Origin of the sequence: Acidobacterium sp. S8, from assembly GCF_009765985.1 — a bacterium.
Classification (GTDB): Bacteria; Acidobacteriota; Terriglobia; order Terriglobales; family Acidobacteriaceae; genus Alloacidobacterium.
Window position 1 is genome coordinate 521,787 of sequence record NZ_LMUM01000034.1, and the last position, 25,970, is coordinate 547,756.

25 protein-coding genes are annotated in these 25,970 nt (G+C 56.1%); 8 read left to right on the plus strand and 17 right to left on the minus strand.

All coding sequences use genetic code 11. The features are described from left to right. Positions 1–12: 12 nt before the first annotated feature. From GSQ86_RS17455 to GSQ86_RS17475, 5 genes are all read right to left on the minus strand, one after another. The gene (locus GSQ86_RS17455; protein ID WP_158751198.1) at positions 13–801 is read right to left on the minus strand and encodes a hypothetical protein; all 789 of its coding nucleotides are present in this window, start codon (positions 799–801) and stop codon (positions 13–15) included. Further along, a complete protein-coding gene (locus tag GSQ86_RS17460; protein ID WP_158751199.1) occupies positions 801–2,915 on the minus strand; it encodes a M56 family metallopeptidase in 2,115 nt (704 codons plus the stop codon). The genes GSQ86_RS17455 and GSQ86_RS17460 overlap by 1 nt, the downstream gene beginning before the upstream one ends. Then, on the minus strand, positions 2,912–3,304 hold the full coding sequence (locus GSQ86_RS17465) for a BlaI/MecI/CopY family transcriptional regulator (protein ID WP_158751200.1): 393 nt from the start codon (positions 3,302–3,304) through the stop codon (positions 2,912–2,914). Before GSQ86_RS17465 ends, GSQ86_RS17460 begins: the two co-directional genes overlap by 4 nt. Positions 3,305–3,437: 133 nt before the next feature. Continuing rightward, positions 3,438–4,298: an aldo/keto reductase gene (locus GSQ86_RS17470; RefSeq protein ID WP_158751201.1), complete on the minus strand. Its 861-nt coding sequence runs from the start codon at positions 4,296–4,298 to the stop codon at positions 3,438–3,440. Positions 4,299–4,389: 91 nt separating this feature from the next. After that, the gene (locus tag GSQ86_RS17475) at positions 4,390–5,355 is read right to left on the minus strand and encodes a CPBP family intramembrane glutamic endopeptidase (protein WP_158751202.1); all 966 of its coding nucleotides are present in this window, start codon (positions 5,353–5,355) and stop codon (positions 4,390–4,392) included. A 186-nt stretch (positions 5,356–5,541) separates the two neighbouring features. On the opposite strand from GSQ86_RS17475, the gene GSQ86_RS17480 reads away from it, so the two are divergent. The 3 genes from GSQ86_RS17480 to GSQ86_RS17490 are packed head-to-tail and all read left to right on the plus strand — an operon-like array spanning position 5,542 to position 8,319. Continuing rightward, positions 5,542–6,531: a phosphoesterase gene (locus GSQ86_RS17480; protein WP_158751203.1), complete on the plus strand. Its 990-nt coding sequence runs from the start codon at positions 5,542–5,544 to the stop codon at positions 6,529–6,531. 3 nt (positions 6,532–6,534) lie between these two features. Next, complete coding sequence (locus GSQ86_RS17485; RefSeq protein ID WP_158751204.1) at positions 6,535–7,644, plus strand: glycoside hydrolase family 130 protein; 1,110 nt, start codon at positions 6,535–6,537, stop codon at positions 7,642–7,644. Positions 7,645–7,692: 48 nt separating this feature from the next. Further along, positions 7,693–8,319 (plus strand): NAD(P)-dependent oxidoreductase, encoded by a 627-nt coding sequence (locus GSQ86_RS17490; protein ID WP_158751205.1) that lies wholly within the window; start codon positions 7,693–7,695, stop codon positions 8,317–8,319. 5 nt (positions 8,320–8,324) lie between these two features. Here GSQ86_RS17490 and GSQ86_RS17495 read toward each other — a convergent pair whose 3' ends face one another. The 3 genes from GSQ86_RS17495 to GSQ86_RS17505 are packed head-to-tail and all read right to left on the minus strand — an operon-like array spanning position 8,325 to position 10,465. After that, positions 8,325–9,134, minus strand: a complete 810-nt coding sequence (locus GSQ86_RS17495; protein ID WP_158751206.1) for an enoyl-CoA hydratase/isomerase family protein — start codon at positions 9,132–9,134, stop codon at positions 8,325–8,327. A gap of 50 nt (positions 9,135–9,184) precedes the next feature. Further along, positions 9,185–10,057, minus strand: coding sequence for a hydroxymethylglutaryl-CoA lyase (locus GSQ86_RS17500; protein ID WP_158751207.1), 873 nt, complete (start codon positions 10,055–10,057; stop codon positions 9,185–9,187). 15 nt (positions 10,058–10,072) lie between these two features. After that, positions 10,073–10,465: a hypothetical protein gene (locus GSQ86_RS17505; protein ID WP_158751208.1), complete on the minus strand. Its 393-nt coding sequence runs from the start codon at positions 10,463–10,465 to the stop codon at positions 10,073–10,075. Between the two features lie 207 nt (positions 10,466–10,672). Here GSQ86_RS17505 and GSQ86_RS17510 point away from each other — a divergent pair, with 207 nt between their 5' ends. Next, positions 10,673–12,031: a M20/M25/M40 family metallo-hydrolase gene (locus GSQ86_RS17510; protein ID WP_254062460.1), complete on the plus strand. Its 1,359-nt coding sequence runs from the start codon at positions 10,673–10,675 to the stop codon at positions 12,029–12,031. A gap of 56 nt (positions 12,032–12,087) precedes the next feature. On the opposite strand, the gene GSQ86_RS17515 is transcribed toward GSQ86_RS17510, so the two are convergent. From GSQ86_RS17515 to GSQ86_RS17540, 6 genes are all read right to left on the minus strand, one after another. Continuing rightward, positions 12,088–12,429, minus strand: a complete 342-nt coding sequence (locus GSQ86_RS17515; protein ID WP_158751210.1) for an MmcQ/YjbR family DNA-binding protein — start codon at positions 12,427–12,429, stop codon at positions 12,088–12,090. A gap of 15 nt (positions 12,430–12,444) precedes the next feature. Beyond that, positions 12,445–13,800 carry an FAD-binding protein gene (locus GSQ86_RS17520; RefSeq protein ID WP_158751211.1) on the minus strand — a complete coding sequence of 452 codons (1,356 nt, stop codon included), beginning with the start codon at positions 13,798–13,800 and terminating at the stop codon, positions 12,445–12,447. 120 nt (positions 13,801–13,920) lie between these two features. Beyond that, positions 13,921–14,373 (minus strand): VOC family protein, encoded by a 453-nt coding sequence (locus tag GSQ86_RS17525; RefSeq protein WP_158751212.1) that lies wholly within the window; start codon positions 14,371–14,373, stop codon positions 13,921–13,923. 110 nt (positions 14,374–14,483) lie between these two features. Continuing rightward, positions 14,484–14,843 (minus strand): VOC family protein, encoded by a 360-nt coding sequence (locus GSQ86_RS17530; RefSeq protein ID WP_158751213.1) that lies wholly within the window; start codon positions 14,841–14,843, stop codon positions 14,484–14,486. Between the two features lie 25 nt (positions 14,844–14,868). Next, positions 14,869–15,690: a helix-turn-helix transcriptional regulator gene (locus tag GSQ86_RS17535; protein ID WP_158751214.1), complete on the minus strand. Its 822-nt coding sequence runs from the start codon at positions 15,688–15,690 to the stop codon at positions 14,869–14,871. Between the two features lie 186 nt (positions 15,691–15,876). Next, complete coding sequence (locus GSQ86_RS17540) at positions 15,877–16,815, minus strand: hypothetical protein (protein ID WP_158751215.1); 939 nt, start codon at positions 16,813–16,815, stop codon at positions 15,877–15,879. 399 nt (positions 16,816–17,214) lie between these two features. Between GSQ86_RS17540 and eno the strand changes: the two genes are divergently transcribed. The 3 genes from eno (at position 17,215) to gpmI (ending at position 20,839) form a co-directional block, all read left to right on the plus strand. Beyond that, positions 17,215–18,507 carry a phosphopyruvate hydratase gene (eno, locus tag GSQ86_RS17545; RefSeq protein ID WP_158751216.1) on the plus strand — a complete coding sequence of 431 codons (1,293 nt, stop codon included), beginning with the start codon at positions 17,215–17,217 and terminating at the stop codon, positions 18,505–18,507. Between the two features lie 72 nt (positions 18,508–18,579). Beyond that, on the plus strand, positions 18,580–19,203 hold the full coding sequence (locus tag GSQ86_RS17550; RefSeq protein WP_158751217.1) for a DUF2059 domain-containing protein: 624 nt from the start codon (positions 18,580–18,582) through the stop codon (positions 19,201–19,203). Between the two features lie 31 nt (positions 19,204–19,234). Next, the gene (gpmI, locus tag GSQ86_RS17555; protein WP_158751583.1) at positions 19,235–20,839 is read left to right on the plus strand and encodes a 2,3-bisphosphoglycerate-independent phosphoglycerate mutase; all 1,605 of its coding nucleotides are present in this window, start codon (positions 19,235–19,237) and stop codon (positions 20,837–20,839) included. Between the two features lie 68 nt (positions 20,840–20,907). On the opposite strand, the gene GSQ86_RS17560 is transcribed toward gpmI, so the two are convergent. The 3 genes from GSQ86_RS17560 to argJ all read right to left on the minus strand — a co-directional run bounded on the left by GSQ86_RS17560 (position 20,908) and on the right by argJ (position 25,093). Then, entirely contained in the window at positions 20,908–22,683 is a 1,776-nt protein-coding gene (locus GSQ86_RS17560; RefSeq protein ID WP_254062461.1) for a capsule assembly Wzi family protein, read from the minus strand. A gap of 148 nt (positions 22,684–22,831) precedes the next feature. Beyond that, complete coding sequence (locus GSQ86_RS17565; protein WP_158751218.1) at positions 22,832–23,674, minus strand: thiamine pyrophosphate-dependent enzyme; 843 nt, start codon at positions 23,672–23,674, stop codon at positions 22,832–22,834. 198 nt (positions 23,675–23,872) lie between these two features. Then, positions 23,873–25,093 carry a bifunctional glutamate N-acetyltransferase/amino-acid acetyltransferase ArgJ gene (gene argJ, locus GSQ86_RS17570; RefSeq protein WP_158751219.1) on the minus strand — a complete coding sequence of 407 codons (1,221 nt, stop codon included), beginning with the start codon at positions 25,091–25,093 and terminating at the stop codon, positions 23,873–23,875. A 49-nt stretch (positions 25,094–25,142) separates the two neighbouring features. Between argJ and GSQ86_RS17575 the strand changes: the two genes are divergently transcribed. Further along, positions 25,143–25,934, plus strand: coding sequence for an ABC transporter ATP-binding protein (locus GSQ86_RS17575; protein WP_254062462.1), 792 nt, complete (start codon positions 25,143–25,145; stop codon positions 25,932–25,934). Positions 25,935–25,970: the final 36 nt, after the last annotated feature.

The window sequence follows — 25,970 nt, forward strand, 5'->3', positions numbered from 1 at the left end:
CAAAATCGAATGTTAATCCGCGAGATTGAAAATCCTGATCTGCACAAGTTTTGCGATAGTGAGATTGTTGAAGCCGCGATCCTTCATGTGATGGATGAAATCGGGCGTTACCTTGAAGATGCGCATCTGGATCAAGTCGTCGGCCGTCGGTTGGTAACCCATCGCGCGATACTGCTTCACTTCATCTGGATTCACGCCGTGAATCTTGAAGGCGATGAGCTTCTCCGCAGATAAATTCGGGAAGCCAAGATCGGCCATGCTTTTCGCAAATGGGGCATCCACTTTGAAGATGCGCATCGCCAATATTTTGTCGGAGTCGATGTTTTTTACTCCGGCTGCCTGCAGCGACTGTACCCACGACGTTTCAACGTGAAAGAGGGTATATGCTTCGAGTTTTCTTGAATCGAAGTCACTGAAACCCATCTGATGCATTCTCTGCACGAAAGCGGCATCGGGAACAAACGTGAAGTCGCCGGTCAACGTCAGATCGCGCACCGTGCCCGAACAAGTAAGCTTCCCCGCCTCGGCCGCGATGACCGCATCGACGCGCGCTCCGTCCTGCCTGAGATTCGCCAACGAAAAGCCGGTGAAGTTGCTCAGCGGCATGTCGCTGTCATTTGTATTGCAGTGGCGTTCGCCATTCTCGCATAAGCCGTCCTCGAGCTTGAACTGGACATGATCGGGCTTGACGGCGGGCGCGATGCTGCAGCTTCCATGCAGAGTCTCCAACCGGTCATCTGCGTGAATATTTATCGAGCTGCAAATGATAAGTGCCGCGATAAATAAGGTTGAGGTTTTCATCAGTTGCTCGCTTTTACATCGCTGTCATCGAGAATGCCCGAGATGCGAAGCTTCACCAGCTTCTGAATCGTGAGCGGAGCAAAACCGTGGCGCTTTGCCGACGCGATGAAATCTCCGTCGATATTGAAGATCTTCATCTGCAGCAGGTCATCCACCGTGGCTTCAGGGAATTGTGCTTTCACTGACTTTGCGAACTCCGGGGAAATACCTTGCACTCGCAATTCCACCAGCTTTTTGGACGGAATGTCGTTGAATCCAGCTGACTTCATACCGGAGACAAATTCAGGCGAGACATTGAAGATGCGGTACGAGATCAGATCGTGAAAGCTGCTGACTTCAATGCCATCTGCGCGCAATTTCGCCGCATAATCCGGCGTAACACCCTGAACCTTAAGCGCGATCAAATCATCGATAGTTGGTTTGCCGAAGCCGACCTTTGCCATGGCATCTGCGTATTCCGGGGTCACATCCTGCACCTTCATTGCGATGAATTTATTCATATCGCCGTCATAGCCAGCCGAGCGCATGTGTGACATGTATTCCGGCGTGAGGTCCTGCACTTTCATCGCGATCAGTTCATCCGCCGATGGCTTCTTGCCCGTAGCCTTTGTCATGGCCGCAACGTATTCGGGAGTGATGCCCTGGACCTTCATCGCAACATATTTGTCGACGCTCGCGTCGTAGCCAGCGGCGCGCATGCCTGAAACGTAGTCAGGCGTAATACCCTGGACCTTCATGGCTATTAACTCATCCGCTGTCGGCTTTCTCCCCGCCAGTTTCGCCATGTCCGCCGCATATTCCGGCGTAATGTCCTGGACTTTCATTGCGACATATTTATCGAGATCGACATCGTATCCAGCGGCACGCATGCGGTCGATGTAATCGGACTTTGCCTGCGGATCGGCTTCGGGTGCCGGCGCAGGTTTTGGTTCAGGCTTCGGAGCGGCTTCGACAACAGCGGCGGCGATGCTGGGTGTTGGTTTTACGCTTGGTGCTTCAATGGCTGGCCGGGCGACAGACGCCCGGATCGCGGCATGCCGGACAGCATGCACTATCGACGCCGATACCTTAGGCGCGGCCTTGAAGCTGGCAAAGACCTGCGGCAGCGGGCATACAAAGAGCAACAGCAGCGCCGACATTCCTACCAGCGAAAGCGGCTTGAAATCGCGCGGCTGCTCTTCCGGGTCGCCGAGAATGCGCAGGATACGTGCCCGCAGGCTTACGCGGGATTGGTTGCCGTCGAGCGCCATGGCAAGATGCAGATGCAGCTTACGCTCTTCTTCCAGGCGCAGCAGGGCAGTGGCATATACCGCCGGATCCTGGCAGGTCTCAACGGCAATATCATCACAGCACAACTCGCGCTGATCGCGCAGACGTCGGCTGATCCACCACACGGCGGGGTGGAAGAAGAAAAGCGTCTCGATCATCGTCTGGAGAATGTTCCAGAAATAATCAGCGCGTCGGATATGGGCGAGTTCATGCGCCAGGACAACTTCCAGCTGCTCCGGGCTGAGGCTGGTGAGCGCGGTGATGGGAAGCAGAATCAGCGGACGAATAACGCCGACGGTAAGTGGTCCAGCAACACGGCTTGAGAGCCGCAGATCGACGAAGCGTGGAACACCCATCTGCAGACGGATGCGATCAAGGCCGATACGCAGCGTATGAGGAGCCTTCTGCAGCGCGCTGTGGCGCAGACGGCGGATAAGCCACCATCCGCCAATCGTGCGCAGCGACAGGCAGACGACACCGGCTAACCATAAGAGATCGAGATACGGCATCACATCGACGGCAAGTAACTTGGCCGCATGCCGTGGTGCCGAAGGCATATCAATCACCGCCAGCGGGCGGGGAATGATCTGGAGCGCCGGCCGAACGCTCGATGAGGAGCCTGCGGCGAGGACCGCTGTTTGGCGATAGCTGTTTTCTTCGTAAGCGAGCGTCCCGATGGACGCTCCCAGCATGGCAAGCAGCGCGACGAGCGCGAGTACGTAGCGGGCCTGGGTGCGATTCCTGGCCACAACCATGTCTGTCAATTTGTAAACGATGGCGATGGCGCCTGCCTGCCAGCAGAAGTGAAGCAATGTCCAGCCCAGAGCTTCCCAATGATGTGTCATCGTGTTTCCCTCTTTTGCTCGATCAGCGTACGAATCTCATCCAGTTCTTCCGCACTCGCCGGTTGCATTGCCAGCGCGTGCATGGCCAGCTGTGCTGCGGAGCCGGAAAAAAGCCTCTCGCTCAAATCACGCAGCAGCTGGTTCTGTGTCTCTTCCTGGCTGGCGGCGGAGCGATAAATGTGGGCCTTGCCCGATTCCTCGCGCTCCACCAGACCTTTTTCCGTCATGATCTGCAAAATTTTGAGAACCGACGTATAGCCAACGGCGCGCTGAAGATTTACCTCATCGTGCAGCTCACGGACGGTCGCCGGTCCCTTTTCCCACAATACCCGGAGCAGCTCTAGTTCGCCTTCCGTCGGTTTCGGTAAAGACTGCCTCTTTAACTTCATGATTCGGACTGTATACGAAGTGCTTCGTAGCTGTCAACGAAAATCTTCGTAGATCAAAAAGTCTTCCAATCAAGCTGCCGCGAACTTGTCATCCGGAGCCGCAGGCGAAGGGTGAAACCGAATACTTGGGTAATCAGGCGGCCGCGATGCGCCGTATCAGATCAGATTGCTCGTTAGGGTTCTCGGCGCCGATGGTGAAGGCGTCGAGCACGCCGCTGTGCAGGGCAAAGCGCAGGGCCTCATCCTGACGCGTGCGCATCGCTCCCTGTCCTAGAATCTTCATGCCGACAATGCCTTTGCCCTCGGAGCGCATCTCCTTGAGGACACTGATCACTGTCTGCGGATCGGCATCCATATGTGCACCCACGGGATTGAGGCGTACGAGATCGATCTCCACCCATGGAGATTTTGCCGCTGCCCGCAGAGCTTCGATCGAATGGCAGGAAACGCCATGTGCGCGAATGATGCCCTTTTCCTTGGCTTCAGAAAAAACATCCATCACTCCGCGATAACGTGTCGTCCAGTCATCTTCGGTAACGCAGTGAATCAGCGCGATATCGATATAGTCAGTCTTCAGCTCCCGCAGATAGCGCTGCAAGTCTGCTTTCGCCTGTTTCGGATCGCGGTCGTCACACTTCGTCATCACGACAACCTTGTCGCGGGAAACGTGCTTGAGGGCTTCGGCGACATCCGGATGGCTGCCATAAGAATCCGCCGTATCGAAGAAAAGCAGACCATTGTCATAGCCGCGTTCCAACAAATGCGGCAGGGCGTTGGTGCGGGTCTGGTTCGAACCCCCGCCACCGCCAACGGTTCCGGTTCCCATAGCCAGGCGGCTGGTGCGAATACCGGTTTTTCCGAGCACGACTGTGTCTGTGGCCTGGAATTTCTGCATGGAGGCGGGCGTATCGAGGGTTGCTGCAAAGCCGTTCGGGGCAATGTATGCCGCTCCCAGTCCAGCGGCTGCCCCGGTGAGGAATTCTCTGCGATTCATGCAATCTCCCTCCTGCGTGCCCGATTTTGGTGAAATTCTACGCTTAATTGGATGGTTTTTACCCCGACTGGTGAGCACATTCACCCAAATTTCATGCCTCTACGGGCCGAACCTCAACATGCCGAAACGGCGAAGTTGTGCGCCGACCCCACCACAGCCACATCAGCAGAGCTATGAGAATCAGCAGCGGTACGATCAGCAGACTGCCCTCCGGACCGGTAGCGCCTCCTGTCCAGAGCAACGAGCCCGTAGGATGCACAGAGAGCAGATGCCCTTTTGCGATCATGCCGCTGTCGGGCGTTCCGTAAAAATATGTTTGACCCCAATCCCACGCGGCGTGGAAGCCGATGGCCCACCATAGCGAGCCGGTATACCAAAGGCTCAGACAGAAGACGAGACCGACTGCCCCGGCGGAAAACAGTCCCACCGGAGACTCGCCCGCATTGCCCTTGTGAATGGCGCCGAAGAGTACGGAGAGCAAAAGTGCGCCCCACCAGAAGCCGATACCCCGCGCCAGAGTAAATTGCAGGTACCCTCGCAGGAGCGATTCTTCAAATAATCCGACAAAGACGAAGACAAGACCCCATCCTGCTGCGTATTCCCATGCCAGTAATCCGTGAAGCGGAGAGCCATCGAAGGCCAGCAGATGCGCCTTCCACAAAGATCCGACAAGAAGAGAGATGGCAACAAATCCCCAAATCAGTCCGAAAATAAAACGCTGCAGCCTTGCGGTTCCGGCGTATCCATAAGCGCCAATCTTCCGTTTTTCAATCACTGCCATCACGCCGGCGGCAATCAGGAACAAAGCAAACTGGCAAAGCTCCTGCAGAAAAGAAATGCGCGGCCTAATCGCGGCCTTCGGATCCATATGCGTCCGGAAATAGCGGCCTAACGCCAGGCCGAACAGCACTTCAAGCGCGATAAAGATCGCCAGAAAGAGCAATGCGCTCCAGCCGGCCCGAATGCCGTTTTTCCCGACAAATGCCCAATGCAGATCGTGCTTCTGGGAAGGCTCTGTCGGCTGATCCACGGAAGATGTTTCCGAAAACTCGTCCACTATCGTTCTCCTGGCTTTGTTAGGAATGCCCTGATGATAAGCGAATGCCCATATGAAGAGCGGTGATTTTTAGCGCGAAGCGCATCCGCCCGAGCGGACAACAGCTTGACATGGGAGACAGTCCCGGCAATCCTAAGAGATTCCTGCTTAGCAAGACCTTTTTTATTTTTGGGGAGTGGCCACATCTTGAAGGTACGTGTCTTTTACCACGACAAATGTTTTGACGGAGCCTGCTCGGCCTCGCTCTTTACGCGGTTTCACCGCGAGAGCATCACTCCTGATGCCGAGTATAGCTATCACGGCCTGGTGCACCGCGCAGGCGCTCTCTTCAATGAGGCTGATTTTATAGGGGACGAGAATGCCATCGTCGACTTCAAGTACTCGGCGTCTCCCCAAATCACCTGGTGGTTCGATCACCATCTGAGCGCATTTCTCACGCCGGAAGACCATCAGGACTACCTGCGTGGGCTCGCTGACGGCAAATACAGCAATCGCCGCTTCTATGATCCGGATTACACCTCCTGCACCAGTTTTCTCGCGTACATTGCCGCGACACGCTTCGGCTTTAACGCCGCGCCGGTGGCGGAGCTGGTGAAATGGGCAGATATTGTCGATGGCGCGCTTTATGAAAGTCCGGAAGCCGCGGTAGAAATGGCTGCACCGGCCATGAAGCTGACTCTTATTATCGAATCGACGCAGGACCCAGCATTTATTCCGCGCCTGATTCCGCTGCTCACGGAGATGCCGCTGGCCGAGGTGTTGCAGCAGCCCTTTGTGGCGGAATTGCTGCCGCCGCTGCTTGAACGCCATCAGGAGGCGCTGAAGCTCATCGGAGAGCGCTCTGAAGAGAGAGATGGCACCATCTACTTCGACATCAGCGACCATCAGCTGGAAGGCTATAACAAATTCATTCCGTACTACCTGCATCCGGATGCGACATATTCGATAGGCCTCTCAAAATCGAGTTTCCGGACGAAGGTAGCGGTCGGGTCGAACCCGTGGACAAAAGCCAAGCCGGAGGAGATGGTGAATCTGGCTACGGTCTGCGAGCGGTACGGCGGCGGCGGTCACGCCCGCGTGGGCGCTATCAGCTTTTCTCCGAACAGAAGTGATGAAGCGCGCAAAGCCGCGGCTGAAATCGTGGCGGAGCTGCGCGAGCATAATCCCGGAAAATAGCCGATGCTGCCAGTCAAAATCTGTGTTGCCGCTGTCATGGCCTGTGCTGCGAGCATGGCCATTGCGCAGCAGAATGCATGGACCATCGGCCCATTCATACACCCGGAGAGTGGCAATCCGGTCGTTAGCCCAAAACCGGCATCGACATTCGATGACCCCGTGACCCACGCGCCAGTCCACTGGGAAGCGTTGCATACCTTCAATCCCGCAGCCGTCGTCCGCAATGGCAAGGTGTACGTACTGTACCGCGCCGAAGATGACTCCGGCACCATGCAGATTGGTATGCACACCTCGCGCCTGGGACTAGCCGAGAGCAGCGACGGTATCCACTTCACTCGCAGCGCCACGCCGGTTTTCTATCCCGCAAATGATGCGCAAAAAGATCGCGAATGGCCGGGCGGCGTCGAAGACCCGCGCATCGTGGAATCAGAAGACGGCACCTACGTGCTGACCTACACGCAGTGGAATCGAAAGACTTATTCAGTAGGAATAGCCACTTCCCGCGATCTGTTGCACTGGACTAAATATGGGCCGGCCTTTGCTGAAGCAGAACACGGTAAGTATGCGGACCTGAAATATAAGTCCGCGGGCATGGTCACTACGCTGAAAAATGGCCGCCTGATCGCAGCAAAAATTCATGGAAAATACTGGATGTACTGGGGTGAAGGCGCGGTGCATCTGGCTACGTCGACAGACCTCGTTCACTGGACGCCGGTAGAGGACGCGCACGGCCAGCCGATTGAGCTGCTGCGCCCGCGATCAGAACACTTCGACAGCACATTCCCTGAAACCGGGCCGCCACCAGTGCTGACCAAGGCTGGAATCGTTGTCCTCTACAACGGCAAGAATGCGGTTGACGGGGGCGACCCGGCGCTCGGTCCGAATGCCTATGCGGCAGGCGAAGCTCTGTTCGCAGCGAACGATCCTGCACATCTCCTGCATCAGACTGATGCGCCAGCTCTTAAACCCGAGCTGCCCTATGAAAGAACCGGCCAGTATGCCGCTGGAACCACTTTCGCGGAGGGGCTGGTCTACTTTCACGACCAGTGGCTGCTGTACTATGGCTGCGCAGATTCGCTGGTAGCCGTAGTAACTGCTCGTTCAAACAAATAATTCATCCTGGCTGGATCCGGCTCCATCCAAAGCTGCAGGAGAAAAGCTATGAACGTAGTCCTTTACGGCGCAACCGGGATGATCGGCAGCCGCATTCTGAACGAGCTTATTTCGCGCGGTCACACAGTGGCCGCTGTTGTCCGTGATCCGTCACGTGTTCCGCAGAATTCTGTAGTCAAAGCGGTGAAAGGCGATCTGCTGGATACGGCGAGTGTCGCTGCAACCGTAAAGGGAGCCGACGCCGTCATTAGCGCCTACAACCCGGGACAGAACGCCGCCGCCATCGTCGATGCCACGCGCTCTCTGATCGTTGGATTGGAGCAGGCCGGAGTGAAGCGCCTGATTGAAGTCGGCGGTGCGGGTAGCCTCTTTGTCGCTCCGAATGTGCGGGTTGTCGATGCACCGGATTTTCCCGCTGCATGGAAGGAAATCGCGCTCGCACACGGCGACGCGCTCGATGTTCTGCGGACGGCAAATCTTGACTGGACCTATTTCAGCCCTGCCGCCGTCATCCAGCCGGGCCAGCGCACAGGGAAATTCCGGCTGGGTCTCGACAATCTAATAACCGATGCGAACGGCAGCAGCCAGATCTCCGCTGAAGACTATGCCATTGCACTGGGCGATGAGCTTGAACATCCGAAGCACATCAAACAGCGTTTTACGATTGGTTATTAATCTACTTATTTTCCTGCGGTAGCCGGCATCTTGCGGCTGGGCCAATCGGGCGCGCGCTTTTCAAGAAACGCGCGCACACCCTCCTTGAAGTCTTCTGTCACTCTCGCGTCAGCATTCGCGGCGATGGCCGCCTCCAGTTCCATGCTCAGCCGATGGTTGACGAAATCATTCATCAGCCGCTTCGTCGCCTGCATGGCTTCGGGGCTGTTCCGCAGCAGGCATTGCGCCAGCTTGCGAGCTTCGTGCATCAGGTCCTGCTCGGCAATGATACGTGTTACCAGGCCCAGATCATGTGCTTCTTCTGCCTTGATCAATCGCCCCGTCAGAAGCAGATCGCGCGAGCGCTTGTCTCCAATCTGGCGAATCAGAAATGAGGACACAATCGCCGGAATAAAGCCGATGCGGACCTCGGTGTAGCCGAATTTTGCTTCAGGCACGGACAGGGTAAAGTCGCAGATCGTGGCCAACCCCATGCCTCCGGCAATCGCGGCGCCATTGACTGCCGCGATGGTCGGCTTCGATACATCGTGAAGTGTACGGAATAGGTGGGCAAGATGCTCGGAATCCGCACGGTGCTGTGCGGAGGTTTTGGCGGTAATGCTTTCCAGGTGATCGAGGTCAAGCCCTGCACAGAATGCCGAACCGGAACCGGTGAGGATCACCGCCCCGCAATGTGACTTTTCCGCTTTCTCCAGCGCATCGATCAGCTCTTCAATCATGACCGGACTCAGCGCATTGCGCCTCTCCGGACGGTTCATTGTAATGGTAAGAATGCCTTCGTCGGCATTTGTACGGAGTGTCTGATAGTGGCCCATGGTTCGCTCCCTGAGGACTCAGCAGTGTACACGCAGAGAGGGAGAAGACGCTATTGCGTTGTTGGGCCGAATTTTCCAGCAATGGCGTGACTGGCTGCCAGCAGGCTATCGAGCGGTTGCAGCGGCGGCAGTTCCGCTCCCATCCGCTCCAGTTCTGCCACGGCAAGCTCTGTCGCAATATTGCCTATCAGGGCGTCCTGCGCAAACGGGCAGCCACCAAGTCCGGCGATGGCCGTGTCAAAACGGCGGCAGCCTGCGCGATAGGCTGCACTTACCTTGGCGGCGACATCTTCCGGTCGTGCATGCAGATGAACGCCGATTTCGAGGCTCTCATTGATGGAAAGCACCGCGCTGATCAGCCGCGACACTTCATCCGGCGTTGCCAGACCGACGGTGTCTGCCAGCGAAACCTGCTCAATACCCATATTGGCCAGGAGATCACACGCGGCGATCACTTCGTCGATGCTCCAGTCATCCCCGTAAGGATTGCCGAAAGCCATGGAAATATAAGCTACAACGCCCAGGCCAGCTTTGAAAGCAGCCTGCCCAATCGCTTCCAGGGCGTCCAGCGATTCTTCCGGCGTCTGGCCCTGGTTACGTTTCAGAAATTCCGGCGAGACGGAGTAAGGGAAACCAAGCGTTGTCACAGCATTTGTTGCGATGGCACGCTCCGCGCCCTTCTGGTTTACGACAATGCCGATGATCTCGATATCATCCGGCGCATCCAGATATTCAAGTACCTGCTCTGAGTCCGCCATCTGCGGCACAGCCTTTGGCGAAACAAAGGAGACTGCGTCAATATACTTAAATCCCGCGGCAATCAAGGTGCGCAGGTAGTCGGCCTTCACTTCAGCCGGAATTGGTTTCGGCAGCCCTTGCCACGCGTCGCGGGGGCATTCAATCAGTTTGACGGCTTCGCTCATCGCAACTCACTTACTTTATAGATGCGCGAGCGCAACAACAATACCAACCGCGCCAAAATGCACAATCGCCGTAGTCACCAGCGCGGATACGAATCCCCTGGCACGCAGAACCAGCGACATCAGGAATCCATACAGCGGAAACTGCAGGTACATCATCCCCTGCGAGAGCACGTTGGCGACGTCGGCAGGGAAACCGAGAATATGGCTTTGTACCAGCTGCACCCATGGATAAAGCATGCGCAGCGCATCCGGACCAGCCAGCGCCATTACGCCTGCCGCGCGCACGGTGAGCGGCGTTACCAGGATGCCGATCAGCAGCGGCCACCATGTCAACCAGGTGGAAGATGCGGCTTTCTTCTTCCTGCGGGTGGCGGGTTTTCGCTGCGTTGCAGATGTGGCCGGGCTCATATTTTGAGCATAACCGCCCAGCGCGCAGATGGAGGAAAGCGGGTGAGGAAAACTAGCGCGCGATGTACCAGAAAACGCACCGGAGCCGCATGATAGGATGCGCCTATGCTCCGGAAACAAACCATTCTTACCTCCTTCGCGGCCGCGTGTCTTCTTTTGCCCTGCTTCACTTCCGCCCAGTCGATTCAGGATCGACTGAAGCAGCTGATGAACACCTCGACAGGCGCATGGACACCAGAACAAATCGCCACCATGGAGAAGCTGCGCGACGCCGCCATGCAGGATCCATACGCGCTCAAAGAACTACGGCATCTCACCGACAATATCGGCCCGCGGCTGAGCGGATCGCCGCAGGCGCAGAAGGCTGTCGACTACGTTGCCGCGGAGATGCGTGCCCTAGGCGCAGATGTGCAGCTTGAGAAGACCTCAGTCACGCATTGGGTGCGCGGTGTAGAAACAGCGGAGCTGACTGCATGGCCGGGGATGGCTGATGGAACCAAGCAGAAGATTGTGCTCACCGCTCTCGGCGGAAGCGTGGCCACGAATGCCGATGGACTGGTTGCCGATGTGGCCGTCGTCGATTCCTTTGACGAATTGAAGAAGCTGCCTGAAGGCGCGGTGAAGGGCAAGATTCTGCTCTTCAATGAAAAATTCGACAAGCGTCTTGCCGCGCAGGGCGATGGATTGAACGCCTACGGACAGGGCGTGATGTATCGCGGCGCAGGCCCGAGCGTGGCTGCGTCCCTTGGAGCAGTCGCCGTGCTGGTTCGTTCAGTGGGCGGCGCCGACTACCGCCTGCCGCATACCGGAGCCACCGTCTACGCTGACGGACTGACGAAGATTCCAGCCGCAGCCGTAACGGCAGAAGACGCCGATCTGCTTGCCAATCTCACGCAACAGGGACAGGTGCGTATGCGGCTCACCCTTACGCCGCAAACTCTGCCGCCCGCGCCCAGCTACAACGTTGTCGCCGACTGGAAGGGCTCAGAGCACCCCGAGCAGGTTGTCATCGTCTCCGGCCACCTCGACTCATGGGACCTCGGCACCGGAGCCATCGATGATGGCGCGGGCATCGTCGTTTCCATGCAGGCCATTCACTTGCTCCAACAACTCGGCATTCATCCCAAGCGTACCGTGCGCTTCATTGCATGGATGGATGAAGAACAGGGCGGCGAAGGCGCAGCGACCTACGCTAAAGATCACGCAGCAGATTTAAATAACCACGTCGGCGCGCTCGAGTCCGATCTTGGAGCCGGGCATCCGGTCGGCATTATCGCCGCAGGCAAGCCCGCTCTTGCAGAATTCCTTCGGCCCGTCGCTCACACACTCGCCCCCATTGGGGCCACCGTCGTCACCTCCAGCGAAGACGCAGGGGAAGATATCTCCTTCCTCAAGGGAGTGCCGCAGTTCGCGCCCAACCAGGACAGCCGCTTTTACTTCAATTACCACCACACCGCAGCGGATACTTTCGATAAGGTGAATCCACAGGAACTGAATGAGAATGCCGCGGTGATGACGGTTCTGGCGTATGCGCTGGCGGATTCGCCAACGCCTGCGCCGAGATAGATCAACAATAGAGTGGGTGCTCTTTTTGCATCATCAGGGGAAAAGATCGAAGCCTGCTACTTCGATCTTTTCTTCGTCTTCCGATTCTTTTCTCTACGCAGTTTCCATGCAGTGGTCAGCGCACCTGTAAGCGAATCCTCATCGGCCTTCGCAAGCACAATGTGCGTGCTTCCCATATGCCCCCATCCTCCGGCGATAGGCACAAATAAATCGGGCCGCTCCTCGACAAACGCAGCCTGTTGCTCCGGAGTCAGCATGAGATTTCCATAGCCCTTGTTTTCGGCGGCGAGGGTGGCAAAGATCCTGCCGTCAACACGAAAGTCAGCCGAGCCCATGTGGGAGCCTTCTTCAGCGCCTTGCAGGCTCAAAGCAATCCGGCGAAAGTCGGAAGCATTCATGATGGGTATGTAACGCTAAGCACTATATAAATTCGTTTCGAGAAATTTATTCCGAAACTTGCCCTGGGGATCGTAGTGTCCGACCAGCGATTTGAAATCCGCCAGCTTTTCGTATTTCGCCTCAAGCTGCGCGGGTGGAATCGTGAAAAGCTTGGCCCAGTGCGGACGGGTATCGAAAGGCGCCAGCTGTTTTTCGATCAATGGCAGAATCTCCTTCACGGCTGGCCATTCCGGCTTCCATGTAAAGTGGATCGCCATCGAATCGCGTTTGTACGCCATGCTCATCCAGAGATTATCTGCGGCAATCGTTCGCAACTCAGTGATAAACAAATGCGGCGTAATGCGATCACGCAACTTTTCCACCGCGAGAATCGCCTCATATCCGTGTTCGCGCGGTACAAAATATTCCGTTTGCAGTTCAGCTCCGCTGCTGGGCGTAAAGTTCATGCGGAAGTGCGGCATGCGCTCATACCACGGCCCCGGAATTCCCATCTGCTCTGTGCATGGTGTGGCGTCGTGCCCCGCAATCGGATGCAGCTTGTGAGTGGCGAGCTTTGCGCCGTAGAACTCCGGGGGTAACTGTGACGATTCTCCCGGTATCACACGGCTCTTGATCCAGACCTGTGTAGCGCGATGGTTCTGCCAGTCGGTAAACAGGCTCACGCTATATCCGCTGCCGAAGATCGTATCGAGATTATTCTTCAGCTGATCGAACGAAAGATTTTCATAGACTTCCTGTCGCATCTGAAAAGTCGGCAGCAGATCGAGCGTAATGCGCGTGATGACGCCAAGCGCTCCCAGCGAGACAACCGCGCCCTGAAACCGATCGCCATCCTTCGCGCGCGTAAGCATAGCGAGATTTCCATTGGCCGTAACAAACTCGATTCCGGAAACCGCCGTGCTCAGATTGCCGTTGTGAATTCCTGACCCATGCGTTCCAGTCGAGCACGCTCCCACAACGGTAATGTGCGGGAGGGAAGCGAGATTATGCAGCGCATAGCCGCGCTGATCGATGTAAGGCGCAAGCTGGCCATAGCGCACGCCGGCACCCACGGTGACAGTGCGCGCCTTATCATCAATCGTCATTTCCTGAAGATGTTCGAGCGAGATCTGGTTTGCTGTGCTGTCGGCGATGGAATTGAACGAATGACGCGCGCCAAGAGCACGGAGCTTGGCGCATTGTTTTACGACCTGCGGCACCTCGTCCGCCGATGCAGGCTGGAAAAGATGGTCAGTGGAATAGGTCAAATTTCCCGACCAGTTGGTGCGCGGCGCGACTTTCGGCGGACTTTGCTCAGCAGAAGCGAGTCGTGACAAGGTAACTCCACCTATGAGTATGCCGGAAGTCTTTAGAAAGTCGCGTTTGTTCATATGGGCAACTTTGTATCACCCGCACGTTGGGTATGGCGAGAGCGCTCGCTGTTGTATTGCCAGGTGAGCGAAGTGTTATCTATCGAAGCTTGAGACGGGACTGACCTATTTTGGAACCGTCTATCCCTTATTGTCTTTTTGTAACTCCTCTAACGAAACATCTTTGATGTGAGTTCCAATCCACCATTGGAAGCCAAAGGGGTCTTCGATGCCGGCGCTGCGGTCGCCGTAGAACTGGTCAGCGGGTTCTCGTAGGCTTTTTGCACCGGCGGCGAGGGCGTGTTGGTAGACGGCATCGCAATTTTCGACGTAGAGCATGATGCTCGCCGCGGAGCCGCCGAAGTGCTTGGGGCCGTAGATTTCGCGCTCGGGAAATTCATCGGCCAGCATGATGACGGAATCGCCGATTTCGAGTTCAGCATGGCCGATGCGACCGTCTTGCTGCGGCATGCGCATGCGCTCGGTTGCACCAAAGGCTTTTTTGTAAAAATCGAGAGCTTCTGCAGCGCCGCGAATGTGCAGATAGGGCTGAATGCTGTGGTAGCCGTCGGGTATTGGTTTGACTTGTGACATACGTCAGTTTCTCCAGATGTGGACCATTCTCGTTGAGGCCAGAGATAGCTGTATTGTAAAAATTTGAAGTGCTGCAAGCCTGGTGATGACAAACCGCAATTCTCTTCTATTCAGGATTTAGGCTGCCACAGCTCGACGCGATTGCCTTCGGGATCGATGAACCAGCCGAAGAGCCCGTATTCCGTGTCTTCTCGTTTTGGGTCGACATTGACGCCTGCGGTTGCCAGTGCATCGAGGATCGCGCCGAGATCATCGACCTGAAAATTGAGCATCGCGGGCTGGGCCGGCGGCCAGTAGGTGTCGTCGCTGCGAAAGAAGGCGACGACGGTGTATGCCTGTTGCTCCTTTGCGGGAAACATGAAACATCCACCCTCGGGCTTCAGTCCGAGATGGGCTTTATACCAGGCGTAGAGGGCTTTTGGATCTTTCGCCCGTATAAATGCTCCACCTAAACCGATTGCTTTCGACATGGTTCTCCTTACAAGTCTGTATTGTTCAGACGATCGGCACATGGTTCATGTGCATCGTTGCTGAGGCGAGATATACCGATGGGGTGACGCCGGAAAATGATTGAAAGTCATGAATGAAGTGTGGCTGGTCATAATAGCCGCAATCGAGCGCTATCTGTGTCCAATCCGCGTTTCCGATCCCATGAACTGCCTGAATGACCTGCTGGAAGCGGCGGACGCGAGAAAAGGCTTTGGGAGTCAGGCCGACCTGCTGGCGAAAGAGCTGGATGAAGCGGCGTGGGCTGAGGCCGATCTGATCCGTGATAGCTGTGATGGTGGTTCCATGCGGGGTCTGCCGGATGCGATTGAGCGCATAGTTCACTGCCGGATGCCAGGCGAGCGGGCGCGCGAGTTGCGCCAGCAGGTCCTGCTCAAGGATGTGGAACATCACTGAGATGCCGGGTGCGGAAAGCATGCGTTCGCGCAGCTCTTCTACGCGGGTGCGCCAAAGATCTTCGAGCGTGACGGAGGCGTTTTCCATGGCGTCGGCTGGCTCGCGGAAGAAGGGAAACGCGCCGCCGGGCTGGAACTGGATGCCGAGGACGCGTTCCTGCCCCACGGTATCGATGACGAAGTAGTTGGTGCGCGCTCCGGAGAGGACGGCGTGGCCGTAGGTATCGAATTGTTGCAGATTGTCAGAGCGGTAGATGCGGATTGGTTCGTCTCTCAGGTTGAAGACGATAGTGGCTTCGCCGTTGGGCATGAGGCGCTCGTGCGTATGTGCGCCTTCAAGAATGCCTTCCCAATACCAGAAGCATTGGATGAACTGTCCTAGTGGATACGCTGGGGTGTAGCGCAAGGATGGCATGGCGGAAGTTTACTCTAGCCTGGCAGAGCCGGGACTAAAGCTCCCAGGATTTTTATGTCTTTTCAACGGGCTAAGGGTTTGGATGCCCCACATCTCTTCGAGATGTGGGGCATCCGCTTTCCACTGAACGTGAACGGCGCGGGCTGTTGTGCCCGCGCCGTTTCTTTGCTTTAGATTTCGACTCTTTTAGTTTCGTGTTGGCATCAGGTCCATGGGTTCGGTGAGGCTGAAAGTGACGACTGAGCCTTTGGGTACTTCTGCCATTTCAGGGTGCTGCATGAGCAAGTGCGCGGTGATGACGCCAGCTCCGATGAGCGAGCCAACGAGTGCGCCTGTCGGGCCGCCGACTTGTGCGCCGACGAGCGCGCCTGTACCAGCGCCTGCCCCATATTCAATCGCGTTTTTCTTCAGATGCGACGAGGGTTGGATACCGCCTTCGCTGTCAGTGCGCGTGTGAGGGGCCTTCGAGTCGATGACCTGTCCGTATAGGTGGTAGGCGGTGCCGTCCGGCAGGATGACGACATCGGGGCGCAGCCTCAGGGTGGCTGCCTGTCCGAAGTGATGGCCCTGTCTTACGCTCACGACCCGGCCGCGCAGCTCAGAGCCTGCGGGGATGATGATGCGTCCGTTCTTGTAAACGTCCGATGCTACCTGCGCTTTGAAGGCGGTTCCGGCGCTCGTTTCCTTGGTGGACAGCGTGTCCATGAGCCGGGCGCGGATATTTGTTCCCTCCGCCAGTTCGTTGCTGGGCGAAGGCACGAAACCGACGATGTCTTCATCGGGATTGTAGGGACGCGTGGCAAGCGTTGCGCCGGCTGCCGATGCAGGAGAAGTGCTGGTCCCCGATGATGTCGACGTCACGATGCCATAGTCGGGATTAGTGGCGGGCGCAGGGGCTGTAGCGGTGGTTGTGGGGGCTGCAGCGGGTGCGGTAGTAATCGCAGGCGATGGCTTGGCTACAGCCGGCGGCGGATCATCCGGGCTGGCGACGATGGTGTCATCGGCCGGCGGATTGGAAACTCCCTGATTGGGGGATTGAACAGCCTGCTGCGCAAATACTGCGGGCGCCAGGAGCAGTGCACTGGCAAACGCGATCAAGGTAAGAGAATTTCCGCTCTTTCTCATGTGTAACTCCATCACTTCAGGGCTTCTATAGGGCTGGCGTTACATTGTTGAACACTAAAACCATCAAATGGTCGCGCCTGCAACAAGACTAGACGAGTCGATGTCGCTCGGCCATAAGGAGATGCATCCAACGAACCACAACAGACAACAGATTCGGGGAAGCGTGTGTACGGCGGAGAGTCGATGAATCGCAGGTGAATCATTTGGGCGCTCAGCAGGAAGAGCCGCGTCTTTGTTATCCTTTTCAAGAACACTCACTCGGGAAATTCCTCGGGAAGGTAATTTCATTGCATGTCGGGTTTTGTAGATACCATAGGCGGCTTTGCCGGTGAGCCGATTCGTGTGGACCGACGCCCGAAACTTAAAGACCGGCTCAGACACCAGATTTCGAGGGACGAAATGACAGAGATTGCAGCAATTCATGCGCGTGAAATTCTTGATTCGCGCGGAAACCCGACAGTGGAAGCCGATGTGGTGCTCGCCGATGGATCGGTGGGCCGGGCCGCAGTGCCCAGCGGCGCTTCTACCGGGGAGCACGAAGCAGTTGAGCTGCGCGATGGAGACAAGAGCCACTATCTGGGCAAGGGCGTACTGCAGGCAGTAGAGAACGTCGAGAGCATTCTGGCGCCTGAACTGACGGGCATGGATGCAGCGAACCAACGGCTGCTGGATGCGACGATGATTTCGCTCGACGGCACGCCGAATAAGAGCCGCCTGGGTGCGAATGCGATTCTGGCGGTTTCGATGGCCGCTGCGCGCGCTTCGGCTACCGCCCTGAAGGTGCCGCTGTATCGCTATCTGGGGGGCGTGAACGCCTCGATTTTGCCGACGCCTATGATGAATATTCTGAACGGCGGCGCGCATGCCGATAACAACGTGGACTTTCAAGAGTTCATGGTGATGCCGGTAGGCGCGGAGCGCTTTTCGGATGCTCTGCGCTGCGGCGCGGAGATCTTCCACACGCTGAAGGGTGTGCTGAAGAAGAGGGGCTACAACACCGCGGTTGGAGATGAGGGCGGTTTTGCTCCTTCGCTGAAGTCAAACGTGGAAGCGATTGAAGTGATTCTCGAGGCCATTGAGATTGCCGGATACAAGGCAGGCGAGGATGTAGCGATCGCTCTCGATCCAGCAGCGAGCGAGTTCTTCGACAAGGAATCGGGCAAGTACATCTTCAAGAAGTCAGACAAGAGCGAGAAGACGAGCGAAGAGATGGCTCGCTATTGGGAGAGCTGGACTCGGCAGTATCCCATTGTCTCGATTGAAGACGGGCTTGCGGAAGACGACTGGCAGGGCTGGAAGTATTTGACCGAGCTGGTCGGCGATCATGTACAGCTTGTCGGCGACGATCTTTTCGTGACGAACACCGAGCGGCTGCAGCGCGGTATAGAAGAAGGCGTTGCAAATTCGATTCTGATCAAGGTGAACCAGATCGGCACGATCAGCGAAACGCTCGAAGCGATTGCGCTGGGACGCCGCTATGGATATACCTCGATCATCTCCCACCGCAGCGGCGAGACGGAAGACACATTCATTGCTGATCTGGCAGTAGGAACCGGCGTAGGGCAGATCAAGACTGGCTCAGCATCGCGTACGGACCGAATCGCAAAGTACAACCAGCTTCTGCGGATTGAGGAAGAACTGGGACAGGCTGCTGAATTTCTTGGCCTGGAAGCGGTAAACTTTGGCGAGTAAGTGAACAGTAAGAGAACGCGCGGATACGATGTCCGCGCGTTTTGCTTTGCCATCCCCCACAGGAGTTTCTTCATGCGTATTTTCCAGGGCGCCATTTGTGCGGCCTTCCTCTCGACTTCGTTGTTTGCCCAGCAGGCAGCTACTTCCCCAACCCCGAAATCGACTACTTCCACGGCGCAATCGGCATCATCTGAGCCTGCAATCAAGCCTCCAACAAACCCGATCACCGCGGCGCAGATTGCCGAAATGCAACGGCTGACCGGAGCCGCCGAGACGAAGAAGCGCATTGTGGAAAGCGCCATGGAATACTACCGCCGGTCGTTTCCGCCGTATATTCCCCAGGATGTAGTGGAGGATCTGGAAAAAAGCCTGCGAAGCGCTGACATTGAATCGCATGCCGCGCAGATCTATCCGAAATACATTTCGACGGAAGATGCGACGCACATCATCGAGTTTTATAAGTCGCCTTCCGGGCAGCGGCTAATCCAGGCGCAGCCTTATCTGATGACGGAGATTCAGCGTTCTGCCATTGAAGTAGCGCAGCAGACGGCTAAGGACGTGATTACGCGGCATAAGGCGGAAATTGAAGCAGCACAGCAGAAGTTTATGCAGGATCGGCAGCAGGCGAAGCCTTCGCTGAACACGCCAAGCCCATCGCCTTCTACACCGAGCACTCCGAATTCACCACAGAAATAGCTGCTTTATTTGACAGGAGAAAGAGTTGTCGATTCATAAGAGACCGCTTGTCCTTACGATTCTGGATGGATGGGGGTATCGCCCCCAGATTGAGAACAATGCCATTGCGCTGGCTCGCAAGCCGACGTATGACAGGTTGCTGGCAGAATATCCAAATACGCTGCTGCATGCCTCGGATCATTTTGTCGGCCTGCCCGATGGGCAGATGGGCAATAGCGAAGTAGGACATCTCAATATCGGAGCAGGGCGTGTGGTGAGGATGGACATCACCCGCATCGACGCGCTGATCGCAAGCGGCGACTTCTTTACGCATCCGGTTATTGCTGACGCAATGAAACAGGCGCGTGAAGATGGACGGCAACTCCATTTCTTCGGCTTGCTCTCAGATGGCGGTGTGCATTCGCATCAGAAGCATTTGTATGCGCTATTGAAGGCTGCCAAGCAGCATGGTCTGGAGCGCGTTTTCGTTCATGCGTTCATGGATGGACGTGATACGTCTCCAACAAATGGCGCGGGATATCTGGCTGCGCTGGAACAGAAAATGCGCGAATATGGCGTGGGGAAGATCGCTTCTGTTTCAGGCCGCTATTATGCGATGGACCGCGACCGCCGCTGGGAGCGCGAGAAGAAGGCCTTTGATGCGATGGTGACGGGACGCGCGGAGGGCGGTGCGTATCAAGATCCCATTGCGCGCGTGAAAGAACTCTACAACAACGACATTACAGACGAGTTTATTGTGCCGTTTGTGGTTACAGATGAGCATGGCCAACCGAATGGAGTCATCCGTGATGAGGATGTCTGCATCATGTTCAACTATCGCGCTGACCGCGCACGCCAGATTACGCGCGTGCTTGGCCGCAATAGCAATTTCGCCAAGGATGGCGGCCGCGAACTGATCAATGCTGCAGAACTGGATGAGACGATTCCGGTCAGCGATGTGCCCAAGAACCTGCACTACGTCTGCATGACGCAGTACGACAAGAACTTTAAGCTGCCGATGATTATTCTGCCGGAGTCGATGGAGAACCTGCTGGCGAATCTTCTGGCGCAGGCGAACCTTCGGAACCTTCGTGTTGCGGAGACAGAGAAATATGCGCACGTAACGTATTTCTTCAATGGCGGTATTGAGACGCCGTTCCCTGGAGAGGACCGCGTTCTCGTGCCGTCTCAGAAGGTCGCGACGTATGATCTCGCACCAGAGATGAGCGCTGCCGGGATTGCCGATGCTGTCGTGAAGGCGGTGGAAGATACGGCGTTTGATCTGGTGGTGGTGAACTTTGCCAATGCCGACATGGTTGGGCACTCGGGCCAGCTGGCGCCGACGGTCAAAGGCGTAGAAACGGTTGATGCATGTCTTGGGCAAATCTATCAGTCTATTCGCCAGAGCGGAGGATCGTTGCTGATTACTGCTGATCATGGCAATGCCGAGATGATGGTCGATCCAGTTACGGGTGGACCGCATACTGCGCATACAACGAATCCTGTGCCGTTTATTCTGGTAAGCGAAGATGCGAAGCAGTTTACGCTGAAGCCGGGCGGATCGTTGCGAGACATTTCACCGACGGTGCTGGGTATCCTCGGACTCGATCAGCCAACGCAGATGTCTGGCGGCGATCTGCGGCAGCGTATCGGCTAGCGCCATTGTTTAATTAATAGAAAAGCCCTCAGGTTATGAGGGCTTTTCTATTAGGGGCAGCTGTCAGGTCAGAAGATCTTTTGATCGCGCGGGTACCAGGTGATCTGAAATTGTGCGGTGGTGTCATTCTGGGGGCCTGACTTATAAACGGGAGCTACCCAGCGCTCGTATTGGACCCAGCCATTCAATTCGATATCCTTATGAATGCGCTTCACGACGCTGAATTGGTAGTCGTTTTGCGTGGTGCCACCCGCCAGGAATTCGCGCGAACCCTTGGCAGTACGATAGCTGAACTGTATGTGTTCCTGCGGCGAGAGATGCCACGTGAGCCATGTCTGTCCACCCGTTGATTGGCGACCGAGCCAGCTTCCCATGATGAAACCCTTATTGGTGTAACCCTGGCGCTGAATACTTTCGTTGTAGAGGAAGTTCGGACCACCTGTGCTGACGGTGTCCGTGGTACCGCCTTCTACACGGAAGTCGAGCTTATCCATTCCAGGAAAATGGGAGAGATAAAGGCCCGGCATATATGCGGAGCGTCGCGGGGCACTCACCGGGCTCACATCATCATGGGCGAGCGAATCTGTGTAAAGCGTGAGCCATTTACGCATGAATGGCAGGCGGTAGGAAAAGTCGAAGGTGCCGAAGCGTGCTCCCGGATCGTCTCGTGAGAGTTTCTCTTCTCCCGAGACGTTCTGCAAGCTAAAGAAGCTCTTCAGGAAGCTGTGGATGGTAATCGGAACATGGTCTTTGCCACCCCAGATGACGGTTCTCTCAAAGCCAAACTCGAGGTTCTCCGTGGGCTTAAAGCTGATCTTTTCGCCGTGCATCCACGGTGAGTTGGGATAAGTATGGCCCTTCAGGCTCCCGACGAAAAAATCATAGCGGAACGGGCCGGTAAGGCGCGAAAGCAGGGGTATGCGTAGGGGCTCGGTACGGTCGATCTGAAATGCGTAGATATTTTCAGCGTTCGTGCTAAATGCGAAACTGCCGCTCTGATTGGGAGCCCACCAGTGATCCGTTTTTCCAAATGAGATGTCGTGATTCAGGATGTGGTAGGAAATGTTAGCTTCCTGCACCCGGAAGGTGTTTGTCGTGTCGATGGGACCGAGTGGGATTGTGGCTTGGTTCGGATTTGATGCGATGGGAATGTTGAGATCCACCTGAGAGAGGTAAGCAAAAAGCGCTGGCGAATAACCCGCAGCGCTGGGCGCGTGCTGATATTCGCCACGGAAATAGAGGGCGAAACGGCCTGCCTCACTGCGAGCGCTGAAGCCGGTGTAGTTATTGAAGCCTTCCTGATAGGGACGCCCATAGTCGTTCACGATGGTCTGGCCGAGGTGAAAGCTGTCGCGCAAGGGAGTACCGGCGATGCCGCGGAGATTTGTATAGACGCTCTCTGCTTCCGCGTGTACTGCTTGCTGGCCGAAGTGGTTCTCAATGCCTGGCGCGACCTCTGAGAGAACACTTGAATATATGTCGCGGGCTTCCTGATTGTCGGTATCAGATTCGATTTTGTCAGCGGTTTGCTGCAGCATGTGGAGAATGCTCAGGCGGGTCCACGGACGCAGACCCAGAAATGCGGTATCCAGGTAGCCAAGTCCCTGCAAGCGGGAGAGGGCTGGATACACCCAGCTATCCATCGGAATATAGGTGGTACCGAGAGTGCTGACGTGAGTAATTGGTGAGGCCGGTGTGTAATTCGGAGGGATCGATTGTTGAGGTGTACCCCCGTCGGAGGGAGCCTCCACGGCGATCTGCCTGCTGACGTTTTCCTGACCCGCAACGGATTGTAAAGGGAAACTGACGGCTACAACGAAACAGATCAAAGAGAAAAATCGCACTCGCACCTCAAAAATTTAGAGTCCACAAATCTCTTCATCCGTAAGCGGAATTTTTACGCTACGAATGGCCCGCGGGCAATGACGTCATTGGTTCAAGGCTAGATGAAGGACGTAAGCAAGACAAGCGCCATTGATATGAGCTTAAATTTTACACAAAGAAGATATTTCCAGCGCGGGATGGTGAAATGGCATCTTTGGCCTTAAAAGCTTGCTTGATTTCCTTCTCAAAGGCACGCAGATCGGGGCGATTTTGATCTTTGTGAAATAGACCTTTGGCCGCCAGATAGTTTTGCATGCTGCGAATCGGGTCCCTTCTGGTGCCTTTGGCAGAGAAGTCGCACGCAATCACGCTGGGTCCGGTACCGCGGCGAGCCCGGACAGCGCACTCATGCATAACCCGGTATACGGCGACGACATCGGTGCCATCTACGGGAATTACCGGCAAACCAAGCGAGCTCAGAATTTCGGATTTTAATGCTTCTTTGCCGGTGTAGACATAGATGACCGGCAACTTCCGCGTGATGGAGAAGAGAAGAGCACCGCGAGCAGCGGCAGAGACTCCTGGGCTGTAGGAAAGAAATGCGACCGCGATACTTTCTGCGCTTTTGGCAAGGTGTGCAGATGCAATGCCGGTAGCAATGGCAGACTCGATCACTTCGCTGGAGGAGACTTTTCGCTTCGCCGCAGGTATTTTGCCATGTGACTTATTCAGGTTGGGAAGGAAAGAGGATAACGGCAGTCCTTTTAGAAAGCTGGTGACGACTCCCTCCCCGCAAGAATCGATGACTGCGTCTTCAGAGCGGAGATCGATGGTGGAAGCCACGAGAGCTGCTTCTCTTCCTTTGGAAGATGAGCTCTTGCTGGATCGCCGGAGATGAGAATCCAAAATGCGGCACTTGAGCATGGAGAGGTACATCTGCTGCAACTTTTCGTTGCTGATGAGAGAAAATGCAGGCGCTGTCGGAGTCTTCTGCGGAGATTTTCTAGCCATGTCTTCGGGCAATTGTAACGCAGCGAAAGAAGATATCTACGATCCACTTCTTTCGCCTGAACGAGGATGTTTTCAACATAATTGTGAAAAAGCCTGTGCAAGACTCGGGTCCAAAAAGATGAAGCACAGGAATGGCGCGGGTTTTAACATTCTGCACTTCTTTTGCAGCAATGCAGCGATGCCGCAGCAGATGCTTTTCTATGTCGAGTAGTCCGCGTTAATATGCACGTACTCCGCAGTGAGATCGGTAGTCCAGAAACGGCATTGTCCGTTGCCAACACCGAGGTGCATACGTACGGTAAATTCGCGCTGCTTGAGATAACTGTGCGCCGCGGCTTCGTCGAAACCGGTAACACGCCCACCGCTCTCACAGATCTGCTGCTCTCCAAACCAGATGCTGATACGCTCAGGATCAATCTCTGCGCCTGAATAACCGGCGGCAGCCATCAGACGTCCCCAATTCGGGTCGGATCCGGCCCATGCTGTCTTTACCAGCGGTGAATGTGCGATGGCTTTTGCAATGATCAGGGCGTCGCAATCGTTTGCCGCGCCTTCGATCTGCAATTCCACAACGTGGGTTACGCCTTCGCCGTCGTCTACGATCTGTCTTGCGAGCGAGGTGCAGACCTCGGCCAGGGCGGCTGCGAATGAGGCGTTCGCATGGTCGATCTGAGCGCCACTAGCGCCCGAAGCCAGCAGCAGCACGGTGTCATTGGTAGATGTGTCGCCGTCGATGGAGATGCGGTTAAAGCTGACCTCCACGCTCTGCTGCAGCAGCGTATTGAGGTCAGATGGCTGAATGGCGGCATCCGTAAACAGGTAGACCAGCATGGTGGCGTGGGGCACGAGTTGTGGATGAATCATGCCTGCCCCTTTACAGACACCCGCGATACGAACTGTTTTGCCATCCACGTTCAAGGAAGCGTGCGCGACCTTTGGTTTGGTGTCTGTGGTCATGATGGCGCGCGCAAATTGCAAGAAATGCTCGGGAGTTGCACTTAAAGACGCGGCGATCTGCGGAAGCACTGCGATCGGCTTTTCTGCCGGCAGGGGTACGCCGATGATGCCTGTGGACGAGGGAAAGACCTCATGCGGTTCGCAGTGAAAAATTTCCGCGGCTGCGGCGCAGATCTGCTGGCATGCTTCGAGACCGGCGTGCCCTGTAGCGCAGTTTGCATTCCCCGCATTGACCGCGACTACGCGCACGTGACCTGCACTGCGCTCCAGATGTCTACGGCCAATGATGATGGGAGCAGCAACGACTCGGTTGCTGGTGAACATTGCCGCAGCGCTTGCAGGCTGGTCGGCAACGGCAACGGCAAAGTCGGGTTTGCCGCTTGGCTTGATTCCGGCTTTTACCGCCGCAAAGCGGAAGCCTGAAGGCAATGCATCAGGGGATAGGAGAGATGAATCGTTCATTGTCTGGCTTTAGTCTAAACAAGATATCAATTTCAGGAAGGATAGAAGGTTGACGAACGAGGCCAGGGAAGAGTTTTTACGCATGCGGCAGGTGAGCGTCGCGCGCGGCGATGCGGTTGTGCTGCACAATGTCGATCTAAACATTCGCACAGGAGAACATGTCGCGATCCTAGGACCGAATGGTTGTGGCAAGTCGACGTTAATTAAAACCATTACCTGCGAGTGCTACCCGATTTTTACGCCTGAGATGGAGTGCCGTCTGATGGGGCGCGAGCGGTGGGATGTCTCACAGCTGCGCAGCCATCTCGGCGTCGTTTCAGCCGATCTGCCTGGTGAACGCACGCCTGTTTCAAAGGGAAGAGACGTGGTTGTGGTCGGATTTTTTTCGGCTTCGACGATCTGGCCGAATCTCCACATTACCGGCGAAATGCGTGAGCGCGCGCAGGAAGCCATGGCGTTGATGCAGGCGACCCATCTGGCCGAAAAGCTGGTGGGAGAAATGTCGGCGGGTGAGCAGCGACGCATCATGATCGCCCGGGCGCTTGTTCATCGGCCAGAGATGCTGCTGCTGGATGAGCCATCCAACGCTCTGGATATCGCTGCCCAGCGGGAGCTACGGGAGGCGTTGCGGATTGTTGCACAGCAGGGAACAGGCATCATTATGGTGACGCACCACCTGGCGGATATTCTGCCGGAGATTGACAGGGTGATCATGATGCGGACCGGCCGGATTGTCGCTGACGGGCCAAGGCAGGAATTGATTACGTCGGATCGGCTGCGCGAACTGTTTGGTGTGGAGGTTACGCTCACGGAGCGGGACGGATATTGGCATAGCTGGTGAGCTTCTTTCTATCCCACCTTTCGGCTGCGCCTCAGG

What these genes read in the sequence shown, in the direction of transcription:
- GSQ86_RS17535 (WP_158751214.1), bottom strand. Translation starts at nt 15,690, where the DNA reads ATGCCATCCTTGCGCTACACCCCAGCGTATCCACTAGGACAGTTCATC.
- GSQ86_RS17530 (WP_158751213.1), bottom strand. Translation starts at nt 14,843, where the DNA reads ATGTCGAAAGCAATCGGTTTAGGTGGAGCATTTATACGGGCGAAAGAT.
- GSQ86_RS17500 (WP_158751207.1), bottom strand. Translation starts at nt 10,057, where the DNA reads ATGAGCGAAGCCGTCAAACTGATTGAATGCCCCCGCGACGCGTGGCAA.
- argJ (WP_158751219.1), bottom strand. Translation starts at nt 25,093, where the DNA reads ATGAACGATTCATCTCTCCTATCCCCTGATGCATTGCCTTCAGGCTTC.
- GSQ86_RS17510 (WP_254062460.1), top strand. Translation starts at nt 10,673, where the DNA reads ATGAACACCTCGACAGGCGCATGGACACCAGAACAAATCGCCACCATG.
- GSQ86_RS17470 (WP_158751201.1), bottom strand. Translation starts at nt 4,298, where the DNA reads ATGAATCGCAGAGAATTCCTCACCGGGGCAGCCGCTGGACTGGGAGCG.
- GSQ86_RS17550 (WP_158751217.1), top strand. Translation starts at nt 18,580, where the DNA reads ATGCGTATTTTCCAGGGCGCCATTTGTGCGGCCTTCCTCTCGACTTCG.
- GSQ86_RS17465 (WP_158751200.1), bottom strand. Translation starts at nt 3,304, where the DNA reads ATGAAGTTAAAGAGGCAGTCTTTACCGAAACCGACGGAAGGCGAACTA.
- GSQ86_RS17485 (WP_158751204.1), top strand. Translation starts at nt 6,535, where the DNA reads ATGCTGCCAGTCAAAATCTGTGTTGCCGCTGTCATGGCCTGTGCTGCG.
- GSQ86_RS17455 (WP_158751198.1), bottom strand. Translation starts at nt 801, where the DNA reads ATGAAAACCTCAACCTTATTTATCGCGGCACTTATCATTTGCAGCTCG.
- GSQ86_RS17520 (WP_158751211.1), bottom strand. Translation starts at nt 13,800, where the DNA reads ATGAACAAACGCGACTTTCTAAAGACTTCCGGCATACTCATAGGTGGA.
- eno (WP_158751216.1), top strand. Translation starts at nt 17,215, where the DNA reads ATGACAGAGATTGCAGCAATTCATGCGCGTGAAATTCTTGATTCGCGC.
- GSQ86_RS17515 (WP_158751210.1), bottom strand. Translation starts at nt 12,429, where the DNA reads ATGAATGCTTCCGACTTTCGCCGGATTGCTTTGAGCCTGCAAGGCGCT.
- GSQ86_RS17540 (WP_158751215.1), bottom strand. Translation starts at nt 16,815, where the DNA reads ATGAGAAAGAGCGGAAATTCTCTTACCTTGATCGCGTTTGCCAGTGCA.
- GSQ86_RS17460 (WP_158751199.1), bottom strand. Translation starts at nt 2,915, where the DNA reads ATGACACATCATTGGGAAGCTCTGGGCTGGACATTGCTTCACTTCTGC.
- GSQ86_RS17525 (WP_158751212.1), bottom strand. Translation starts at nt 14,373, where the DNA reads ATGTCACAAGTCAAACCAATACCCGACGGCTACCACAGCATTCAGCCC.
- GSQ86_RS17505 (WP_158751208.1), bottom strand. Translation starts at nt 10,465, where the DNA reads ATGAGCCCGGCCACATCTGCAACGCAGCGAAAACCCGCCACCCGCAGG.
- GSQ86_RS17495 (WP_158751206.1), bottom strand. Translation starts at nt 9,134, where the DNA reads ATGGGCCACTATCAGACACTCCGTACAAATGCCGACGAAGGCATTCTT.
- GSQ86_RS17490 (WP_158751205.1), top strand. Translation starts at nt 7,693, where the DNA reads ATGAACGTAGTCCTTTACGGCGCAACCGGGATGATCGGCAGCCGCATT.
- GSQ86_RS17565 (WP_158751218.1), bottom strand. Translation starts at nt 23,674, where the DNA reads ATGGCTAGAAAATCTCCGCAGAAGACTCCGACAGCGCCTGCATTTTCT.